Consider the following 15962-nt stretch of genomic DNA (forward strand, 5'->3'; position numbering starts at 1 on the left):
CACGTCAGCACGCGTCATGCTGGTCGCGTCGTTGACGACAGCACTCGCCGCCGGAGGTATTGCAGCGGCGTGGGTTTTCATCGGCCGGACTGGGTTCGCCTTCGCCTGGGTCACTCATTTCATCCTCATGGCGTGGGTTTCTTCGATCGTTGGTCCGCGGGTACACATTCCGAGTCACGGTTGGCTCCGGGTCAGGCACTGGGAGGCGCGGCTCTACCCGGCACTGGGGGTCCGACTGTTCGGGAAGCTGCTCGACGTCGTCGGGTGGAACGCGGTCATAGCAAGAGAACGTGGGTTCAACGGCACCCGGGAGGGCCTGAAAGAGCTCGATCAGCACACACGTCGCTCCGAGGTCGGCCACAGCATCTGCCTTTTCGTTGCTGCGGCCGTGGCTTCCGGCGTGCTGTGGACAGGGGCCTGGCGAGGCGCTGTCTGGCTGCTGGCCCTCGCACTGCCCCTACATCTGTACCCAGCGCTACTGCAGCGGCTCGTGCGTGCCCGCCTTCAGTCCATATCGGCCAGGCTCTCGAGGAATCCCCCTCTCACTTCTGAGGCGGATCGTGCTCAGTCAGAAGAAGAGGTGTCCTGCTTTGGCTGCAAGGTGAGGCTCAGCGAGTTGATGCAGTAGCGGTCGCCGGTCGGCGTGCCGTAGCCGTCGGGGAAGACGTGACCCAGGTGGGAGCCGCACGTCGCGCAGCGCACCTCGACGCGCTTCATGCCGTGGCTGGTGTCCTCGATGTACTCGATCGTGTCGGTCATCGGCTGGTAGAAGCTCGGCCAGCCGCACCCGGAGTGGAACTTGGTGTCGGACTCGAAGAGCTCCGAGCCGCAGGCCTTGCAGGAGTAGACCCCGGTGGTCTCGGTGTCGTTGTACTCACCGGTGAAGGCGCGCTCGGTGCCGGCCTGGCGGAGGATGGCGTACTCCTCCGGGGACAGCTCTGCTCGCCACTGCTCGTCGGTCTTCTCCACGTCGTAACCCATGAGGCTCACCGTAATCGTGCCTCCCAAGACCGCCCGCGGGAGGTAGTCCTGGGTTTTCGAATGTTCTTTCGAAAACTGTCTCAGTTGTTGGGATCGCTGAGCTGGAATGTCGGTGCCTGCCGGTTGGCTTGTCCCATGTCGACGAGCCAGTTGCGGGACCCGGTGGGGGTGGCTGTTGCCGCGCCGCACACGTCGGGCTCGGGGTCGTCAGGATCCGTGCTGGTGGACTCGGTGGCGGAGGCTCGGTTGGGGCTGCGTGCCGCGGCGATGGTGTCGCCGGGGTCGTTGGAGGTGGGGGAGCTGGCGGCGGCGATCGGTGAGCTGGCGGGGTTGGAGTCGGCGGCGACGGCGTTGCGGTTGGCGCTCTCCGCCGAGGCGCAGGTGCGGCGGGTGGCCGAGGATCCGGTCCATGGTGGTGCGGCGTCCGGGACGGATGCGTGGTTGGCCGGGTTGCTGGGTGCGACGCGGGAGTCACAGGCAGCGGGGTTGAGGTTGGGGGAGCTGTTGTCCTCCAAGTACGCCGCGACGCGGGAGGCGTTCGCGGCGGGCCGGATCAGGGTGGACCAGGTCCGGGTGATCGTGAACGCCGCGGAGCAGGCTCCGGCCCGGGCCACGCCCGAGCAGCTCGCGACCGCGGAGGAGCTGTTGGTGGGCAAGGCGACCGGGGACGGGACGCGGTCGGGGCGTGCGATGAACGCGAAGCGGTTGCGGCAGGCGGCGCGGCGGATGTTCGATCCGGTGGATCGAGGGCTGGCTGATGAGCACGAGCACGCGATGTTGACCCGGGAGAAGCATGGTGCTGACCGGGAGACGTACCTGTCGTTGCACGACAACGGGGACGGGACGTGGTCGGGGCGGTTCCGGATCCCGGAGCTGCACGGGAACCTGTTGGACACGGTGCTGGGCCGGTTGACCAGCCCGCGGCGGGTGGGCCGGGACAGGACCGGGGCTCCGGTGGTCGATGAGACCGCTGCGGGGGTGGGGGAGAGTGTGTCGTTCCCCGAGGTCCAGGGTGCGGCGTTGTGTGAGCTGATCGAGCACCTGCCTACCAGTGGGCATGGCGGAGCGGCTGCGGCGGTGCTGGTCACGTCGGACCTGGCGGCGTTGTTGGACGGGGTGGGTGCGGCTCGGTTGGAGACCGGAGTGCGGGTGAGCGCGGGGGATGCTCGTCGGTTGGCGTGCGAGGCGGGCTTGATCCCGGTGGTGCTGGGCGGTCGCTCGGAGCCGCTGGACCTGGGCCGGGAACGCCGGTTGCACTCGGTGGGGCAGCGTCGGGCGTTGTCCCTGGTCCATGACTCGTGTGCGGTGGCGGGGTGCGAGCGGCCGTTCTCCTGGTGCGAGGTCCACCACCACCGGTTGGCCTGGTCCCGGGGCGGGGGCACGGATCTGGGCAACGGGTTGCCGTTGTGCGGGCATCACCACCGCAGAGCCCATGACCCGGGCTGGGACCTACGTGAGCACACCTCCGGGGAGCACCGCTTCCACCGCAGACGATAGGAGCGGCCTGCCGGAGGGGAGTCCGCGTGTCGAGAGGAGCGCCAGCGGCCGGAGTGCCGGGATCCTCGCTAGCGTGACCCCATGGCCACACCAGCAGCCTTCGTCCAGGCCGGGGACCGGGAGGTTCGCGTCTCCTCTCCGGACCGCGTCATCTACGAGGCCACCGAGCACACCCCGGAGGTCACCAAGCTGATGGTGGCGCAGTACTTCGCCGACGTCGGCGACCCGCTGATGCGGGCCCTGCGCGACCGGCCCACCGCCCTGGAGCGGTGGCCCTCGGGGGTGCGGGAGGGCTTCAAGCTGGCCACCGGCCCGCAGGACAAGGACGCCGAGGCGTTCTACCAGAAGCGGATCGCCAAGGGCGCCCCCGACTTCGTGGAGGCGGTGGAGATCACCTTTCCGTCCGGCCGCAAGGCCTCGGAGATCTGCCCAACCGAGATCGCGGTCCCGGTCTGGTGCGCCCACATGGGCACGCTCACCTTCCACCCGTGGCCGACCCGCCGGGCAGACGTGGACCGCCCCGACGAGCTGCGCATCGACTTGGACCCGCAGCCCGGTACGTCGTTCGCCGACGCGGTGCGCGTCGCCGGGGCCGCTCGCGAGCTGCTGGCCGAGCTCGGCATCCGGGGATTCGCCAAGACCAGCGGCAACCGCGGCGTGCACGTCTTCGTCCGGATCCGGCCCGACTGGGAGTTCGTCGACGTCCGGCACGCCGCCATCGCCTTCGGCCGCGAGCTGGAGAAGCGTGACCACGGCGTGACCACCGCGTGGTGGAAGGAGGAACGGGGGAGCAGGATCTTCGTCGACTACAACCAGAACTGCCGCGACCGCACCATGGCCTCGGCGTACTCGTTGCGCCCCCTGCCCGGTGCGCCGGTCTCCACCCCGGTGACCTGGGAGGAGCTGGCCGAGCTCGACGACCCCCGGGGATTCAACCTCGTCACCGTGCCGCAGCGTCTGGCCGAGCAGCCGGACCCGTGGGCTGAGATCGACGACGTGGCGCACGACCTCACCCCCCTCCTGGACCTGTGGGAGCAGCACCCGGTCGAGCTCAACTACCCGCCGGACTACCCCAAGATGCCCGGCGAGCCGCCTCGGGTGCAGCCCAGCAAGAAGGTGGCCGAGCACTGGGACACCGACGGCAACCGTGTCGACACCTGAGCAGTCACCCGCACGAGCCCGGGTAAGCACGATGTTGGGTCGCTACGACGCTGTTGCGTCGGCCCGCGGAGTGGTACAGAGGTAGACATGCCCGAGGACCAGCGAATCGACCGCTTCCCCCGCGAGCCCGGCAAGCGCGGAGCCGCCGGCGCGGAGCGCTGGAGCGACTACCTGGACTGGCTGCGGACCGACATCGTCACGAGGGTGACCGGGATGCACTCCAGCGAGTCCCGCAAGACGCGCCTGCCATCGGGATGGACGCCCATCGAGCTGCTGTCCCACCTCATGCACATGGAGCAGCGCTGGTTCATCTGGGGCTTCCTCGGTGAGCAGGTCCGCGACCCGTGGGGCGACTGGAATACCGGCGACCCGTGGGCCTCCCGAGAGGTCGACGACGTCCGGGAGGGCCCGCGCTGGAGCGTCCCCGACGACGTCACGGTGGAGCGGATCGCCGAGCGCCTGGAGGCGGTGGCCGAGCGGACCCACCGGATCCTGCGGGAGCACTCCCTCTCCGAGCAGGCAGCGGTCGGAGGTCGGTTCGCGGACCACCCGCCCACCCTGGAGTGGATCTGCTTCCACGTGCTCAGCGAGTACGCCCGGCACGCGGGCCACCTCGACATCGTCGCCGAGCTGGGGGCCGAGTGACCAGTCGCTGAGGCTCCTACTTCTCCCAGGGGGCGGCGACCGGGAAGTACTGCTCCAGCACCCCGGTCAGCAGCGCCTGCACCTGGTCCTCGCCGAGAGCGGAGTCGTGGTGGTCAGCCACGCAGAAGAAGTCCCGGTCCCGGCGCAGCAGGCCGGTCAGCTGCTTCTCCAGCTGCTGGTGTCCCAGGTCGACGTAGGCGTGGTGCGCCTGGCCCGGGTAGGCCTGTCCGGTGAGCAGGCCGTAGTGCTGGGCGAACGAGGAGAGCAGCGAGAGGTCGGTCGCGGAGCGGAACGGCGCACGCGTGGTGCCTTCCACCTCCGCGGGGAAGCGCTGCTCGATCTCGCTCAGCACCGAGCGCACCTGGGGATGGGGACTGTGCACCATCGTGTGGGTCAGGTAGACGCCGAACGCCTCGCGCAGCACCGCCCGGTTGTTCTCCGCGGCCGCCAGGTAGGGCCGGTCCGCGGACCCGGGGAGCCCCACGGGGCGCTCGGCGACGAACGCGGCGAACGCGCCGGCGGGGGAGAAGAAGTGCTCGGGTCGTCGCGGCCGGCCCAGGAACACGTCGTCGTTGAGGTAGACGAACCGCTCGGCCAGCCCCGGCACGTGGTGCAGGCGGGTCTCGATGGCGTGGGAGCTGAAGGTCGGGAGCGCGTCGGCCGGGAAAACGTCCCGGTGGTCGACCACCGAGATCCGGGGGTCCGAGACGTCCAGCCACTCGGGCACCTGACCGGCGGTGACCAGGTGGATCCGCCGTACCCAGGGTGCGAACAGGTGAACGCTGCGCATCGAGTAGCGCAGCTCGTCGCGACTGCGGTAGCGGGCGTCGCCGCTCGCCTCGCGGGTGGCCGCCACTCCGGTCACCTGCTCCTGGCGGCGGATCCGCTGCTCGTTCCAGTCCGGGTCGTCGCCGTCGACCCAGGTGTAGACCACGTCGATGTCGAAGCGGCACTCGTCGGTGGTCGGCAGCAGCATCTCGGGCAGCGTGGCGACCTCCACGCCCTCGACCTCGGCGACGGTCATCGTGGCGCCCGCGGGGAGCCGGTCGCCGTACCGGGTGGGGTCGGGGGCGACCAGGTCGCCGCTGGGCTGGGCGTCCCAGAACTCCACGGTGACGCCGGCGCCCTCGGCGAGCAGCCCGTGGTGGCCACCGCGACCGGGCCACGGTTCCAGGTGGATCCGTGCCCCCCGGGTGCGCAGCAGGGCCTCGGCCATCGCCGACGCGGTGCCGCGGCGTTCCGGCCAACCACGCTCCGCGGGGTCCCGGAGGCTGAGGTAGGCCGGTCCCGGCTCGGCTGCGAGCGACTCCAGGAAGGCGGTACGACGCGCCATCGGCACCACCAGCACCGGTCCGGGGTCGAGCGCGTGGGCGGGGATCACGAACCAGCCCGGGCCTGCGGGCCGGGCGGCGTCCACCGCGGTGCGCAGGGCGGCGGAACGTGCCGCGGCCGGGACGACACCGGTGGCCGGTGCCCCCTCGGGCGGGGTGCCCACCGGCCCGGGCCGGCGACCGTGGAGCACCCGGCGGGGAGCCACCGGGTCGCGGCGCCGAGCGACCGCGCGGTGGTAGATCTCCACCCAGCGCGCAGCCAGTGCCCCAGCCTCGTACGCGGTGGAGGACTCCAGGGCGGCCGCGCCCAGACGAGCGCGCAGGCCGGCGTCGGAGGCGAGCCGGAGCATCGCGGCGGCCAGCCCCGCCTTCGAGCCGGGCGGCACCAGCAGGCCGTCCCGGTCGTGGGTGATGATCTCGCGGGGGCCGGAGGGACAGTCGTAGCTGACCACCGGCACCCCGGCCGACATCGCCTCCTGCACCACCAGCGGGAAGCCCTCGGAACGGGACGCCAGCACCACGACGCTCGACCTGGCCCACTCCTCGGCCATCTCCTCGGTCGCGCCGGGCAGCTCGACCCGACCCTCCAGACCGCGCTTGCGGACCAGGCCCTGCAGCGCGGCGCGCCGCGGCCCGTCCCCCCAGATGCGCAGCGTCCAGCCGGGCAGCTGGTCGCACACCTGCGCGAACGCGTCGATGACGTGCTCGAACTGCTTCTCCGGCACCAGGCGCCCGGCAGAGACGATCACCGGCGCGTCGAGGGGTGAGCGGGGCTGCGTGGTGGTGGGCAGCGGGTTGGGCATCACCACCATCTCCGGCGCGGCTCCGCGCAGCTCGGCTGCCAGCCAGTCGTTCATCGACCCCGTCAGCGACGCCACCACGTCGGCACGCGGGGCGAACGACAGCAGCGCCTCCAGGTCGTTGACCCGCCGCGAGGAGGCCCGGTGCTCCTGGTGCACCAGTGCCACCTCGGGCGGGGCGAGCTGGGAGACCACCGCGAGCAGCTCGGGGGTGGTGGTCACGACGACGTCCAGCTCGAGGCCCGGCAGGTGCGCGCGCAGCGCCGCGTCGGTCAGGGCGGAGAAGGAGGCGTCCCAGCGCCGCGGCACCAGCACCGACTCGCGCCGTCCCAGCTCCTCCGCGACCTCGGGGGTGACCACCCCCGGCTGCACCGCTCGGGGGGCATTCGGGTCGCGGACGTCGACCAGGTACTCCACGCCCACCTCGTCGTGCAGGCGGTAGTGCGGGTGCTCGCCGCTGCGGGTGACGCTGATCAGCGAGATCTGGTGTCCGGTAGGCAGCGCCGCCAGGGCGTTGGCCTGGGTGATCGCCGAGCGTGCCGTGCCGCCCATCCCGTCGGCGTTGTAGAGCACGAACCCGATGCGCAGCCGTGCGCCGTCGCGGGAGCGCAGTGCCGCGGCTGCCGTGCGCAGCCGACCGCCCAGTGCCACTCCTGGCGTCCTCGTCCCGTCCCCGCCGCGCCTAGACCCCGGTCACGCCCTCGCCGCCGCCGGCCTGCTCGTCGAACCGCTCGTGCTCGAGCAGGTGCAGCACCGGTACGCCGATCTTGCGGCGGGCCCGGGAGGTCCAGTCGACGTGGAAGAACTCCGCCACCACGTGCGGACGGGTGAGGATGATCGCCTCGCGTGCGTCGACCGCGGCGACCTTGGTCTCCAGGTCGTCCAGCGGGGACTCGTCCACCACGGTGCCCGTGGTCTGCGCCCCGGTGGCGGCCAACGAGGCCAGGCTCACCGAGAGCTCCTCCGCGGCACGCTCCTGGCAGTCCCGGCGCACCGCCTCGACGTCGGCGTCGGAGAGGATGGTGGGAGCCGCCAGCATCTCCCCGGCGCCGAGCGCGCCCATGGACGCCTCGATCCGGGCCGAGGCGTCGTCCAGGGGGATCAGCACGTGGTAGACGACCTGGTCCTTGATGTCCTCGTGCAGGCTGTGGATCTGCTGCGCGTCGGTCGCGCTGACCTCGTGCTCGGCCAGGATGACCACGTCGTAGGTGCCGATGCCGTCGTCGATGGGGTCGTTCTCGGTCAGGTTGTCCGGGTTCTCGGTCGGGGGCGTCATCGTGGCGGCTCCTTGTGGTCGATGGCCAGGATCCTAGCGAGGTCGTAGCCGGTCGCCTCGTCCAGTTGCCCGTAGTCGCACGAGGTGGGGTCACGGTCGGGGCGCCACCTCTTGAACTGGGCGGTGTGCCGGAAGCGCCGCCCCTCCATGTGGTCGTACTTCACCTCCAGCACCCGCTCCGGGTGCAGCGGCACGAAGCTCAGGTCCTTGCCCGCGCTCCAGCGGCTCTGGGTCCCGGGCACCCGGTCCGGGTTGGCGATGATCCCGCCGTCGCTCCCCGGCTGCTCCGCCCAGGCGCCCCAGGGGTGCTCGGCGATGTCGCAGGCCAGCGGCTGCAGCTCGTCCCACAGCTCGGCGCGACGCTTGGCGGTGAAGCTGGCGCTGACGCCGACGTGCTGCAGCTGCTCCCCGTCGTACAGGCCGAGCAGCAGGCTGCCGAGCAGTGGCCGCTGCGGTGTCGAGGTCTTGTGCTCGCGCATCCCCGCCACCACCACGTCCGCGGTGCGCTCGTGCTTGACCTTGACCATGGTCCGCTTGTTCGGGGTGTACGGCGCGTCCAGCGGCTTGGCGACCACCCCGTCCAGGCCGGCCCCCTCGAAGTCGGTGAACCATTCCTGCGCCAGCTCCGGATCGGTGGTCGTGCGGGTCAGGAAACAGGGGCCGTCCAGCCCGGCCAGGGCCTGCTCCAGGGCGGCTCGCCGCTCCGCGAACGGGCGGTCCAGGAAGGACTCCTCGCCCAGGGCGAGCAGGTCGAAGGCCACGAAGCCCGCCGGCGTGGTCTCGGCGAGCATGGCGACCCGGGACTTGGCGGGGTGGATCCGTTCCTGCAGCACCTCGAACTCCAGCCGGGTGCTCCCGTCCGGCGCGGAGCGGGCCACGAAGATCTCGCCGTCCAGCACGATCCGCTCGGGCAGCTGGGCCAGCACCGCGGCGACGATCTCGGGGAAGTAGCGGGTCAGCGGCTTGGTGTTGCGGCTGGCGAGCTCGACCTCGTCGCCGTCGCGGAAGACCAGGCAGCGGAACCCGTCCCACTTCGGCTCGAAGCTCATGCCGCCCTTGGTGGGGACCGCGGCGGCGCTGGCGGCGAGCATCGGCTGGACCGGTGGCATGACGGGCAGGTGCACACCACAGACCCTAGTACCGCCCGGCGCGCCTGAACCGGGACACGGCCGGCGATAGTGTGGCCCGGAGCTGCCCCGCCCTGACGAGAAGGATCCATGTCGATGACGAGCCCGACCAGCCCCGCCGACCCGGCGCCCGACTCCTCGGGCGTCTCCCTGGTCCTGGTCTCCGGTTCCGGCCGCAGCGGCACCAGCTCCCTGGCCGGCAGCCTCAAGCGGCTGGGCCTGCACGTGCCGCAGCCCGAGGTGGAGGCCTCGGAGACCAACCCGCGCGGCTTCTACGAGCCCAAGTGGGTCATCGACTTCCACAAGGGCTACCTCAAGCAGCTCGCGATGCACAACATCGACTCCCGCCCCGACGCGCCCGCCCTGGTCGCGGAGCTGGCGGCCACCGGGGAGCCGCAGCGGCGGCTCAAGGAGTGGCTCTCGGGTCAGCTCGACCACCCCCGCCTGGTCGTCAAGGACCCGCACGCGTTCTGGTTCGCCGAGGTGTGGGGCACGGTCTGCGCCGATCTGGGCGTGGACCTGAAGTGGCTGACCGCCCTGCGTCACCCGGCCGAGGTCGTGGGGTCGCGCGACATCGCCTACCTGCAGAGCCAGAGCGAGGAGCTCCGGCTGGTCAAGGAGACCTCCAACGTCGCCGGCTGGGTCAACGCCGCGCTGCTCACCGAGCGCGCCGGTCGCGGCACCGCCCGCTCCTTCATCCGGTACGGCGACCTGCTCGCCGACTGGCGCACCGCGCTGGCCCGCGTCGGGCAGCAGCTCGACCTGACCTACGACGCCGACCTCGCGGACCCGGCGCCCCACCCGGTGGACGAGTTCATCGAGCCGTCGATGCGCAAGTCGCAGCTGACCTGGGACGACCTGCACCTCCCCGCACACCTGCGCGACACCGCGCAGGAGGTCTGGGACCTGCTCGGCCAGCTGGTCGAGGAGCCCACCTCCACGGTCGCGACCAAGCGCCTGGACCAGATCCAGGCCGACTACGCCGCCCGCTACGCCGAGGCCGTCGCCCTCACCTACGACCACAGCAAGGCCGAGGCGGTGCTGGCCGCCCGCAAGGCCCGCGACGTGCAGCGGGCCACCATGCAGGACCTGCGTCGCCAGCTCCGCGAGGCCGAGCAGCGGGCCGCGCACCCGGAGCGCAGGAGCCTGCTCGACCGGCTGCCCGGTCGCGGCCGACGCGGGTGACCGCGCAGGTGGTCCACTAGAGTTCGGGGCTGATCACGATCCCCGGTTGGTCTGCCGGCAGGGCCCGCCTGACTTTGAATCAGGACTAGCGACGTAGGTTCGACTCCTACCCGGGGAGCTAGACATTGCAGCGTGGACGATTCCGTCGAGCCCACGTGCGTGAGCACCGAATTCGTTCCGAGGAGTCACGCTCCTCGCGATCCGCCCGTAGAGTGCGCGAAGTATTTGTTGTGGCATCGAATCCAGACAGCCGACGCGGCCGTGCCTGCGCCGAGAGGAACTCACGTGATCTTCCCCGGACGTCGTCTTCGCCGGCTGCTGCCGTTCTTGCTCGCGGCCCTGCTCGTGCCCTCGTTGCTCGCGGCACCTTCCCAGGCGGCAGTGCGCGACAAGATCAGGCCCGAGTTCTTCGGCCTCGGCATCTGGCTCGGTCCCGAGGGTCAGACATCCTGGCCCGCTCTAGGCGTGGGCACGGTTCGGCTTGTGCAGTACTGGTCTTCGATTGAGCGTTCCTCGGGGGTGTACGACTGGTCCGAGTTGGACGCCCAGGTGGCCACCGCCGAGGAGCACGGAGTCGAGCCGCTCATCATCATTGAAGGAACGCCTGAGTTTCATGCTGTCGGCAAGGGGGCACCAACGTCTGCATCTCCTCCCCGTCTGAACGCATACCGGAACTACGTCCAGGCGCTCGTTGGACGTTATGGGGGCCGTGCCAGCTACCAGGTGTGGAGCGAGGCGAGCGTTACGCTGTTCTACACCGGTAGCCCCGCCCGCATGGGCAAGATGACGAAGATCCTGTGGCAGGCCAAGCGGGATCTCGCGCCCACGGCCTACGTGGTGGCGGCGTCGTTCCCACTTCGTGGTGCGAACACTCCGACGCGCCACTGGTGGCGAACGTACTGGTCCCAGAAGATCGGACGGAAGACCACCGCCGACTTCGTCGACGCGGCCGCCATCAGTGCCTACCCCATGCCGGACGAGGATCCGGAGGACGCCCTTGCGCTGACGAGGTGGGCACGCCGCTCCCTCGACAGGCACGGGTTCGACGGGCAGTTGTGGGCCACCGAGATCAACTACGGTGCCAGCGGCCTGGCCACCACGCTTGCCCCCATCTCGATGAAGCGTCAGGCCGCCTACGTCGTCCGTACGTATGCGCTCCAGGCCGTCTCGGGTGCCGACCGGGTCTACTGGTGGCGCTGGGAGAGGCACGAGACCGTCAACACGTCCCTCAACAACGGCAAGGGCCGCTTGACTCGCGCTGGCAAGGCATTCCGTGAGGTTGAGGACTGGCTCACCGGGATGCGTCCGGTCGGGTGCAACGTGAAGGGCGGCGTGACCACCTGCACGTTCCGTCAGGGTCGGCTCAAGCGCCACATCTACTGGACCCGCTCAGGGAAGACACGCACGGTCCCGGCGCCGAAATGGGCCAAGAAGGAGTTCACCTCGCTCGGCAAGAAGTCTTCGACAAAGCCTGGAAAGGTCGTGACGGTCGACCTCTCGCCCATCATGGTCGAGTCTCGTCGACCGCGGGCCAAGCCGCGTGACTGATCGCCGACCCACCCGCTCGCAGATCTAGCGCAGGGAGCAACCGATGGACAACCTCACCGTCATCGTCCTCGCCGCCGGAGGCGGCACCCGGATGAAGTCCAAGACCATGAAGGTCCTGCACCCGGTGGGGGGCCGGTCCATGATCGGGCACGTGCTCCGCGCCGTGCAGGCGATGGAGCCCTCGCGGATCGTCGCCGTCGTCGGCCACCAGCGCGAGCAGGTCGCCGAGCACATCACCGAGCTGGTGCCGGACGCGGTGCTCGCCGTGCAGGAGACCCAGGAGGGCACCGCGCACGCGGTCCGGGTGGCGATGGACGTCGCGGGCCCGACCACCGGGACCGTGGTGGTGGCGGCCGGGGACACCCCGCTGCTGGAGGGGGAGAGCCTGCGCCGGTTCGTCGCCGAGCACGAGCAGACGGGCCACTCGGTCAGCATCCTGTCAGGAGTCGTGGACCGGCCCTTCGGCTATGGCCGGATCGTGCGCAACGAGTCCGGTGAGGTCGAGCGGATCGTCGAGGAGAAGGAGGCCTCGGAGGAGGAGCGGCAGATCCGGGAGATCAACTCCGGGATCCTCGCCTTCCAGGCCGACTTCCTGCGCTCGGCGCTCGAGCTCATCGACAACGACAACGCCAAGGGCGAGTACTACCTCACCGACGCGATCGCCCTCGCACGTGCCCAGGGGCTCAGCGTGGGGGCGTTCGCCATCAGCGACGTCAAGCAGACCGAGGGCGCCAACGACCGCGCCCAGCTCGCCGAGCTCGGCGCGGAGCTGAACCGCCGCATCGTGACCAGGTGGATGCGCGAGGGCGTCACCGTGATGGACCCCCGTACGACCTGGATCGACTCCGACGTGGTCCTCGCGCCCGACGTCACCATCCTGCCCGGCGTACAGCTGCTCGGCGCCACGGTGGTGGGCGAGGACGCCGTGATCGGCCCCGACTCCACGCTGAAGGACTGCGAGGTCGGCGAGGGCGCCCGGGTGGTGCGCACCCACGCCGAGCTGGCCGTGATCGGGGAGCGCGCGAACGTCGGCCCCTTCTCCTACCTGCGCCCCGGCACCCGGCTCGGGGCGGGAGGCAAGATCGGCGGCTTCGTCGAGACCAAGAACGCGGTCATCGGCGAGGGGGCCAAGGTCCCGCACCTGTCCTACGTCGGCGACGCCGACATCGGGGAGGGCACCAACATCGGTGCCGGCACCATCTTCGCCAACTACGACGGCGTCGCCAAGCACCACACCACCGTCGGCAAGCACGCCCGGACCGGGTCCAACAACACGTTCGTGGCGCCCGTCACGATCGGCGACGGAGCGGCCACCGGTGGTGGAACCGTGGTGCGCGACGACGTACCGGCCGGGGCCCTCGCGGTCTCCGCAGGTGAGCAACGCAACATCGAGGGCTGGGTCTTCGCCCGGCGCCCCGGGAGCCAGCAGGCCGAGGCCGCCCAGGAGGCCGATCAGGTGGCGGGACAGGTGGACCCCGGGGTTGGGGCAGAGCCCTCCCGTGGTTCACAATCCTGAGTAGGCCCTGTTCATCCGGGGGCCGTCACCTCGCACCCCCCCACGAGGAGCGCCACCGTGAGTGGAATGAAGCGGACCACTGAGAAGAACCTGATGGTCTTCAGTGGCCGGGCACACCCTGACCTCGCCAGCGAGGTCTCCGACCTGCTCGGCAGCGGACTGGTGCCGCAGTCGGTCTACGCGTTCGCGAACGGCGAGCTCTACGTGCGCTACGAGGAGTCCGTGCGCGGTTGCGACGCCTTCGTGATCCAGAGCCACACCTCGCCGATCAACGAGTGGATCATGGAGCACCTGATCATGGTGGACGCGCTCAAGCGCGCCTCCGCCAAGCGGATCACCGTGGTCATGCCCTTCTACGGCTACGCCCGCCAGGACAAGAAGCACCGCGGCCGTGAGCCGATCTCGGCCCGGCTGATGGCCGACCTGTTCAAGACCGCGGGTGCGGACCGCCTGATCACCGTCGACCTGCACTCCGACCAGATCCAGGGGTTCTTCGACGGCCCGGTCGACCACCTCATGGCCCTCACCATCCTGACCGACTACGTCAAGGAGAAGTACGGCACCCAGCAGCTCGCCGTGGTCTCCCCGGACGCGGGCCGGATCAAGGTCGCCGAGCGCTGGTCGGCCCGCCTGGGCGGGGTGCCGCTGGCGTTCATCCACAAGACCCGGCGTACCGACCGGCCCAACGAGACGGTCGCCAACCGGGTCGTCGGCGAGGTGGCGGGCCGCATCTGCGTGCTGACCGACGACATGATCGACACCGGTGGCACCATCGTGAAGGCGGCTGAGGCGTGCATGGACGCCGGCGCGGCCGGGGTCATCATCGCCGCGACCCACGCGATCCTCTCCGACCCGGCCATCGACCGGCTCAAGAACTGCGTGGCCAGCGAGATCGTGGTCACCAACACGCTGCCGATCCCCGACGACAAGCAGTTCGACAAGCTGACCACCCTCTCTATCGCACCGCTGCTCGCCCGGGCGATCCGCGAGGTCTTCGAGGACGGGTCCGTCACGTCCATGTTCGACGGCCAGGCCTGAGCCCTCGCCCCTGAGCGCTGGATTGGTGCAGCCCGGGCATCACGGAGTAAGGTGCCCGGGTTGCCTCGGCGAGGGAGTCCTGCGAACACCAGGAGCTCCGTGATCGACAGGGCTGGCCAGCCACACTGCGCCGCGCCCCCTGCCGGGAGCGCGGCGTTCGTCGTCTCGCGGGCATCCAGAGTCCTGATCCACCCCAGCACGAGTCACCCAGCAACGGAGTTGAGCATGTCCAGCGAGAAGATCACCGCCGAGGTCCGCGCAGAGTTCGGCAAGGGAGCGGCGCGCCGCATCCGCCGGGACAACAAGATCCCGGCCGTGCTGTACGGACACGGCAACGAGCCCGTCCACCTGACCCTCCCGGGTCACTCCACGATGATGGCCCTCAAGCACGGCGGCACGAACTCCGTGCTCGAGCTCGACGTCGACGGGAACCTGCAGCTGGCCCTGGCTCGCGAGGTCCAGGTCGACCCGATCCGCCGCGTCATCGAGCACATCGACTTCGTGGCCGTCCGCAGTGGCGAGAAGGTCACCGTCGACGTCCCGCTGGCGACCGTCGGCAACGCGGTCCCCGACTCGTTCGTGGTGCTCGAGAACAACACCATCCAGGTCGAGGCCGAGGCCACCCACATCCCCGAGCTCATCGAGATCGACATCGCGGGCAAGCGGGTCGGCACCCAGATCCACGCCTCGGACCTGAAGCTGCCCAAGGGCACCACGCTGGTCGCCGACGCGGACCTGCTGATCGTCAACATCACCGGTCAGATCACCGCCGAGGAGCTGGAGGCCGAGCTGGAGGAGGCCGAGGCCGAGGCCGGCATCGAGCGCGAGCCCTCCGACGAGGAGAAGGAAGAGGCGGCTGCTGCCGAGGAGTCCGGGGACACCGCCTCCGAGTGACTCGCGCCGAGGGTTCGCCATGCGATCACCTCGACGCACCGACAGCGCCGTGGGGGCTCCCCACGGCGCTGTCTGCGTTCCAGGGATACTGGAGCCATGACTGCGGACGTGTGGCTGGTCGTCGGCCTCGGCAACCCGGGACCGACGTACGCCGGCCACCGGCACAACATCGGCTACCTGGTGACCGACGAGCTCGCCGACCGCATGGCGTCGAAGTTCCGCGCGCACAAGACCGGTCGTGCCGAGGTGGTGGAGGGGCGGCTCGGCGTCCCGGGGGAGGCGGGTCCCCGGGTGGTCCTGGTGCGGCCCAGGTCCTACATGAACGAGACCGGCGGGCCGGTGTCGGCGGTGGCCAAGTTCTACGACGTGCCGGCCTCGCGGATCATCGCCGTGCACGACGAGCTGGACATCCCGTTCGGGGCGCTGCGACTCAAGCTCGGTGGCGGCGACAACGGCCACAACGGCCTGCGCTCGATGCGTGCCTCGCTGGGCACCGGCGACTTCTACCGGGTCCGGGCCGGCATCGGGCGGCCCCCCGGTCGCCAGGACGTGGCCGACTTCGTGCTGTCCAACTACAACACCGTGGAGCGCAAGGAGCTCCCCTTCCAGATCATCGAGGCCGCGGACGCCGTGGAGTGCCTGATCACCTCCGGCCTGGAGAAGGCACAGCAGAAGTTCAACCGCTGAGCCATCCTCCGATCGGTCGCCCGGAGTGACCCGGACGGCCTAGTCACCCAATATCGGGCATGCGGTAGGGCCCCGCGGCTCGTAGCGTCTCGGTCAAGCACAAGCAACGGCTCGTCCATCATTGGCGGCGGACGAGCTCGGGGGAGCAATCGTGAGTCTTTGGTTCCGTGCGTCCGGGGGGACGCCACAGCAGCCGCGTAGCGGGCCGGCATCGCCCGGTCCGGCGCGCGGCGACCGCACGCGGTGCGGTCGCCGGGTCCAGTACGGACCGACGCA

Annotated in this window: 13 protein-coding genes and 1 tRNA gene; 10 read left to right on the forward strand and 4 right to left on the reverse strand. The window is 70.4% G+C overall.

From position 1 onward, the window contains the following. Nucleotides 1-564: 564 nt before the first annotated feature. Nucleotides 565-981: a peptide-methionine (R)-S-oxide reductase MsrB gene (gene msrB, locus C5H89_RS15440; protein WP_104107870.1), complete on the reverse strand. Its 417-nt coding sequence runs from the start codon at nucleotides 979-981 to the stop codon at nucleotides 565-567. Between the two features lie 267 nt (nucleotides 982-1248). On the opposite strand from msrB, the gene C5H89_RS15445 reads away from it, so the two are divergent. From C5H89_RS15445 to C5H89_RS15455, 3 genes are all read left to right on the forward strand, one after another. Beyond that, a complete protein-coding gene (locus tag C5H89_RS15445; RefSeq protein ID WP_240181912.1) occupies nucleotides 1249-2478 on the forward strand; it encodes an HNH endonuclease signature motif containing protein in 1230 nt (409 codons plus the stop codon). Nucleotides 2479-2559: 81 nt separating this feature from the next. Then, the gene (locus tag C5H89_RS15450) at nucleotides 2560-3639 is read left to right on the forward strand and encodes a DNA polymerase domain-containing protein (RefSeq protein WP_104107872.1); all 1080 of its coding nucleotides are present in this window, start codon (nucleotides 2560-2562) and stop codon (nucleotides 3637-3639) included. 87 nt (nucleotides 3640-3726) lie between these two features. After that, complete coding sequence (locus C5H89_RS15455; RefSeq protein WP_104107873.1) at nucleotides 3727-4284, forward strand: DUF664 domain-containing protein; 558 nt, start codon at nucleotides 3727-3729, stop codon at nucleotides 4282-4284. 16 nt (nucleotides 4285-4300) lie between these two features. On the opposite strand, the gene C5H89_RS15460 is transcribed toward C5H89_RS15455, so the two are convergent. The 3 genes from C5H89_RS15460 to C5H89_RS15470 are packed head-to-tail and all read right to left on the reverse strand — an operon-like array spanning nucleotide 4301 to nucleotide 8815. Then, complete coding sequence (locus C5H89_RS15460; protein ID WP_104107874.1) at nucleotides 4301-7066, reverse strand: stealth conserved region 3 domain-containing protein; 2766 nt, start codon at nucleotides 7064-7066, stop codon at nucleotides 4301-4303. A gap of 31 nt (nucleotides 7067-7097) precedes the next feature. Next, nucleotides 7098-7691, reverse strand: a complete 594-nt coding sequence (locus C5H89_RS15465; RefSeq protein WP_240181896.1) for a hypothetical protein — start codon at nucleotides 7689-7691, stop codon at nucleotides 7098-7100. Next, nucleotides 7688-8815: an ATP-dependent DNA ligase gene (locus C5H89_RS15470; protein ID WP_104107875.1), complete on the reverse strand. Its 1128-nt coding sequence runs from the start codon at nucleotides 8813-8815 to the stop codon at nucleotides 7688-7690. Before C5H89_RS15470 ends, C5H89_RS15465 begins: the two co-directional genes overlap by 4 nt. A gap of 99 nt (nucleotides 8816-8914) precedes the next feature. Between C5H89_RS15470 and C5H89_RS15475 the strand changes: the two genes are divergently transcribed. The 7 genes from C5H89_RS15475 (at nucleotide 8915) to pth (ending at nucleotide 15686) form a co-directional block, all read left to right on the forward strand. Beyond that, nucleotides 8915-10003 carry a sulfotransferase family protein gene (locus C5H89_RS15475; protein WP_162799410.1) on the forward strand — a complete coding sequence of 363 codons (1089 nt, stop codon included), beginning with the start codon at nucleotides 8915-8917 and terminating at the stop codon, nucleotides 10001-10003. A gap of 39 nt (nucleotides 10004-10042) precedes the next feature. After that, a tRNA-Gln gene (locus C5H89_RS15480) sits at nucleotides 10043-10121 on the forward strand. A gap of 167 nt (nucleotides 10122-10288) precedes the next feature. Then, nucleotides 10289-11551, forward strand: a complete 1263-nt coding sequence (locus C5H89_RS15485) for a hypothetical protein (RefSeq protein ID WP_104107877.1) — start codon at nucleotides 10289-10291, stop codon at nucleotides 11549-11551. Between the two features lie 43 nt (nucleotides 11552-11594). Then, entirely contained in the window at nucleotides 11595-13067 is a 1473-nt protein-coding gene (gene glmU, locus C5H89_RS15490) for a bifunctional UDP-N-acetylglucosamine diphosphorylase/glucosamine-1-phosphate N-acetyltransferase GlmU (protein WP_104107878.1), read from the forward strand. 66 nt (nucleotides 13068-13133) lie between these two features. Next, nucleotides 13134-14105 carry a ribose-phosphate diphosphokinase gene (locus tag C5H89_RS15495; RefSeq protein WP_101523650.1) on the forward strand — a complete coding sequence of 324 codons (972 nt, stop codon included), beginning with the start codon at nucleotides 13134-13136 and terminating at the stop codon, nucleotides 14103-14105. Nucleotides 14106-14330: 225 nt separating this feature from the next. Next, nucleotides 14331-14999 carry a 50S ribosomal protein L25/general stress protein Ctc gene (locus C5H89_RS15500; protein WP_104107879.1) on the forward strand — a complete coding sequence of 223 codons (669 nt, stop codon included), beginning with the start codon at nucleotides 14331-14333 and terminating at the stop codon, nucleotides 14997-14999. A 96-nt stretch (nucleotides 15000-15095) separates the two neighbouring features. Continuing rightward, nucleotides 15096-15686: an aminoacyl-tRNA hydrolase gene (pth, locus tag C5H89_RS15505; protein WP_104107880.1), complete on the forward strand. Its 591-nt coding sequence runs from the start codon at nucleotides 15096-15098 to the stop codon at nucleotides 15684-15686. Nucleotides 15687-15962: the final 276 nt, after the last annotated feature.

The organism is Nocardioides sp. 616 (genome assembly GCF_002930065.1).
Classification (GTDB): Bacteria; Actinomycetota; Actinomycetes; order Propionibacteriales; family Nocardioidaceae; genus Nocardioides; species Nocardioides houyundeii.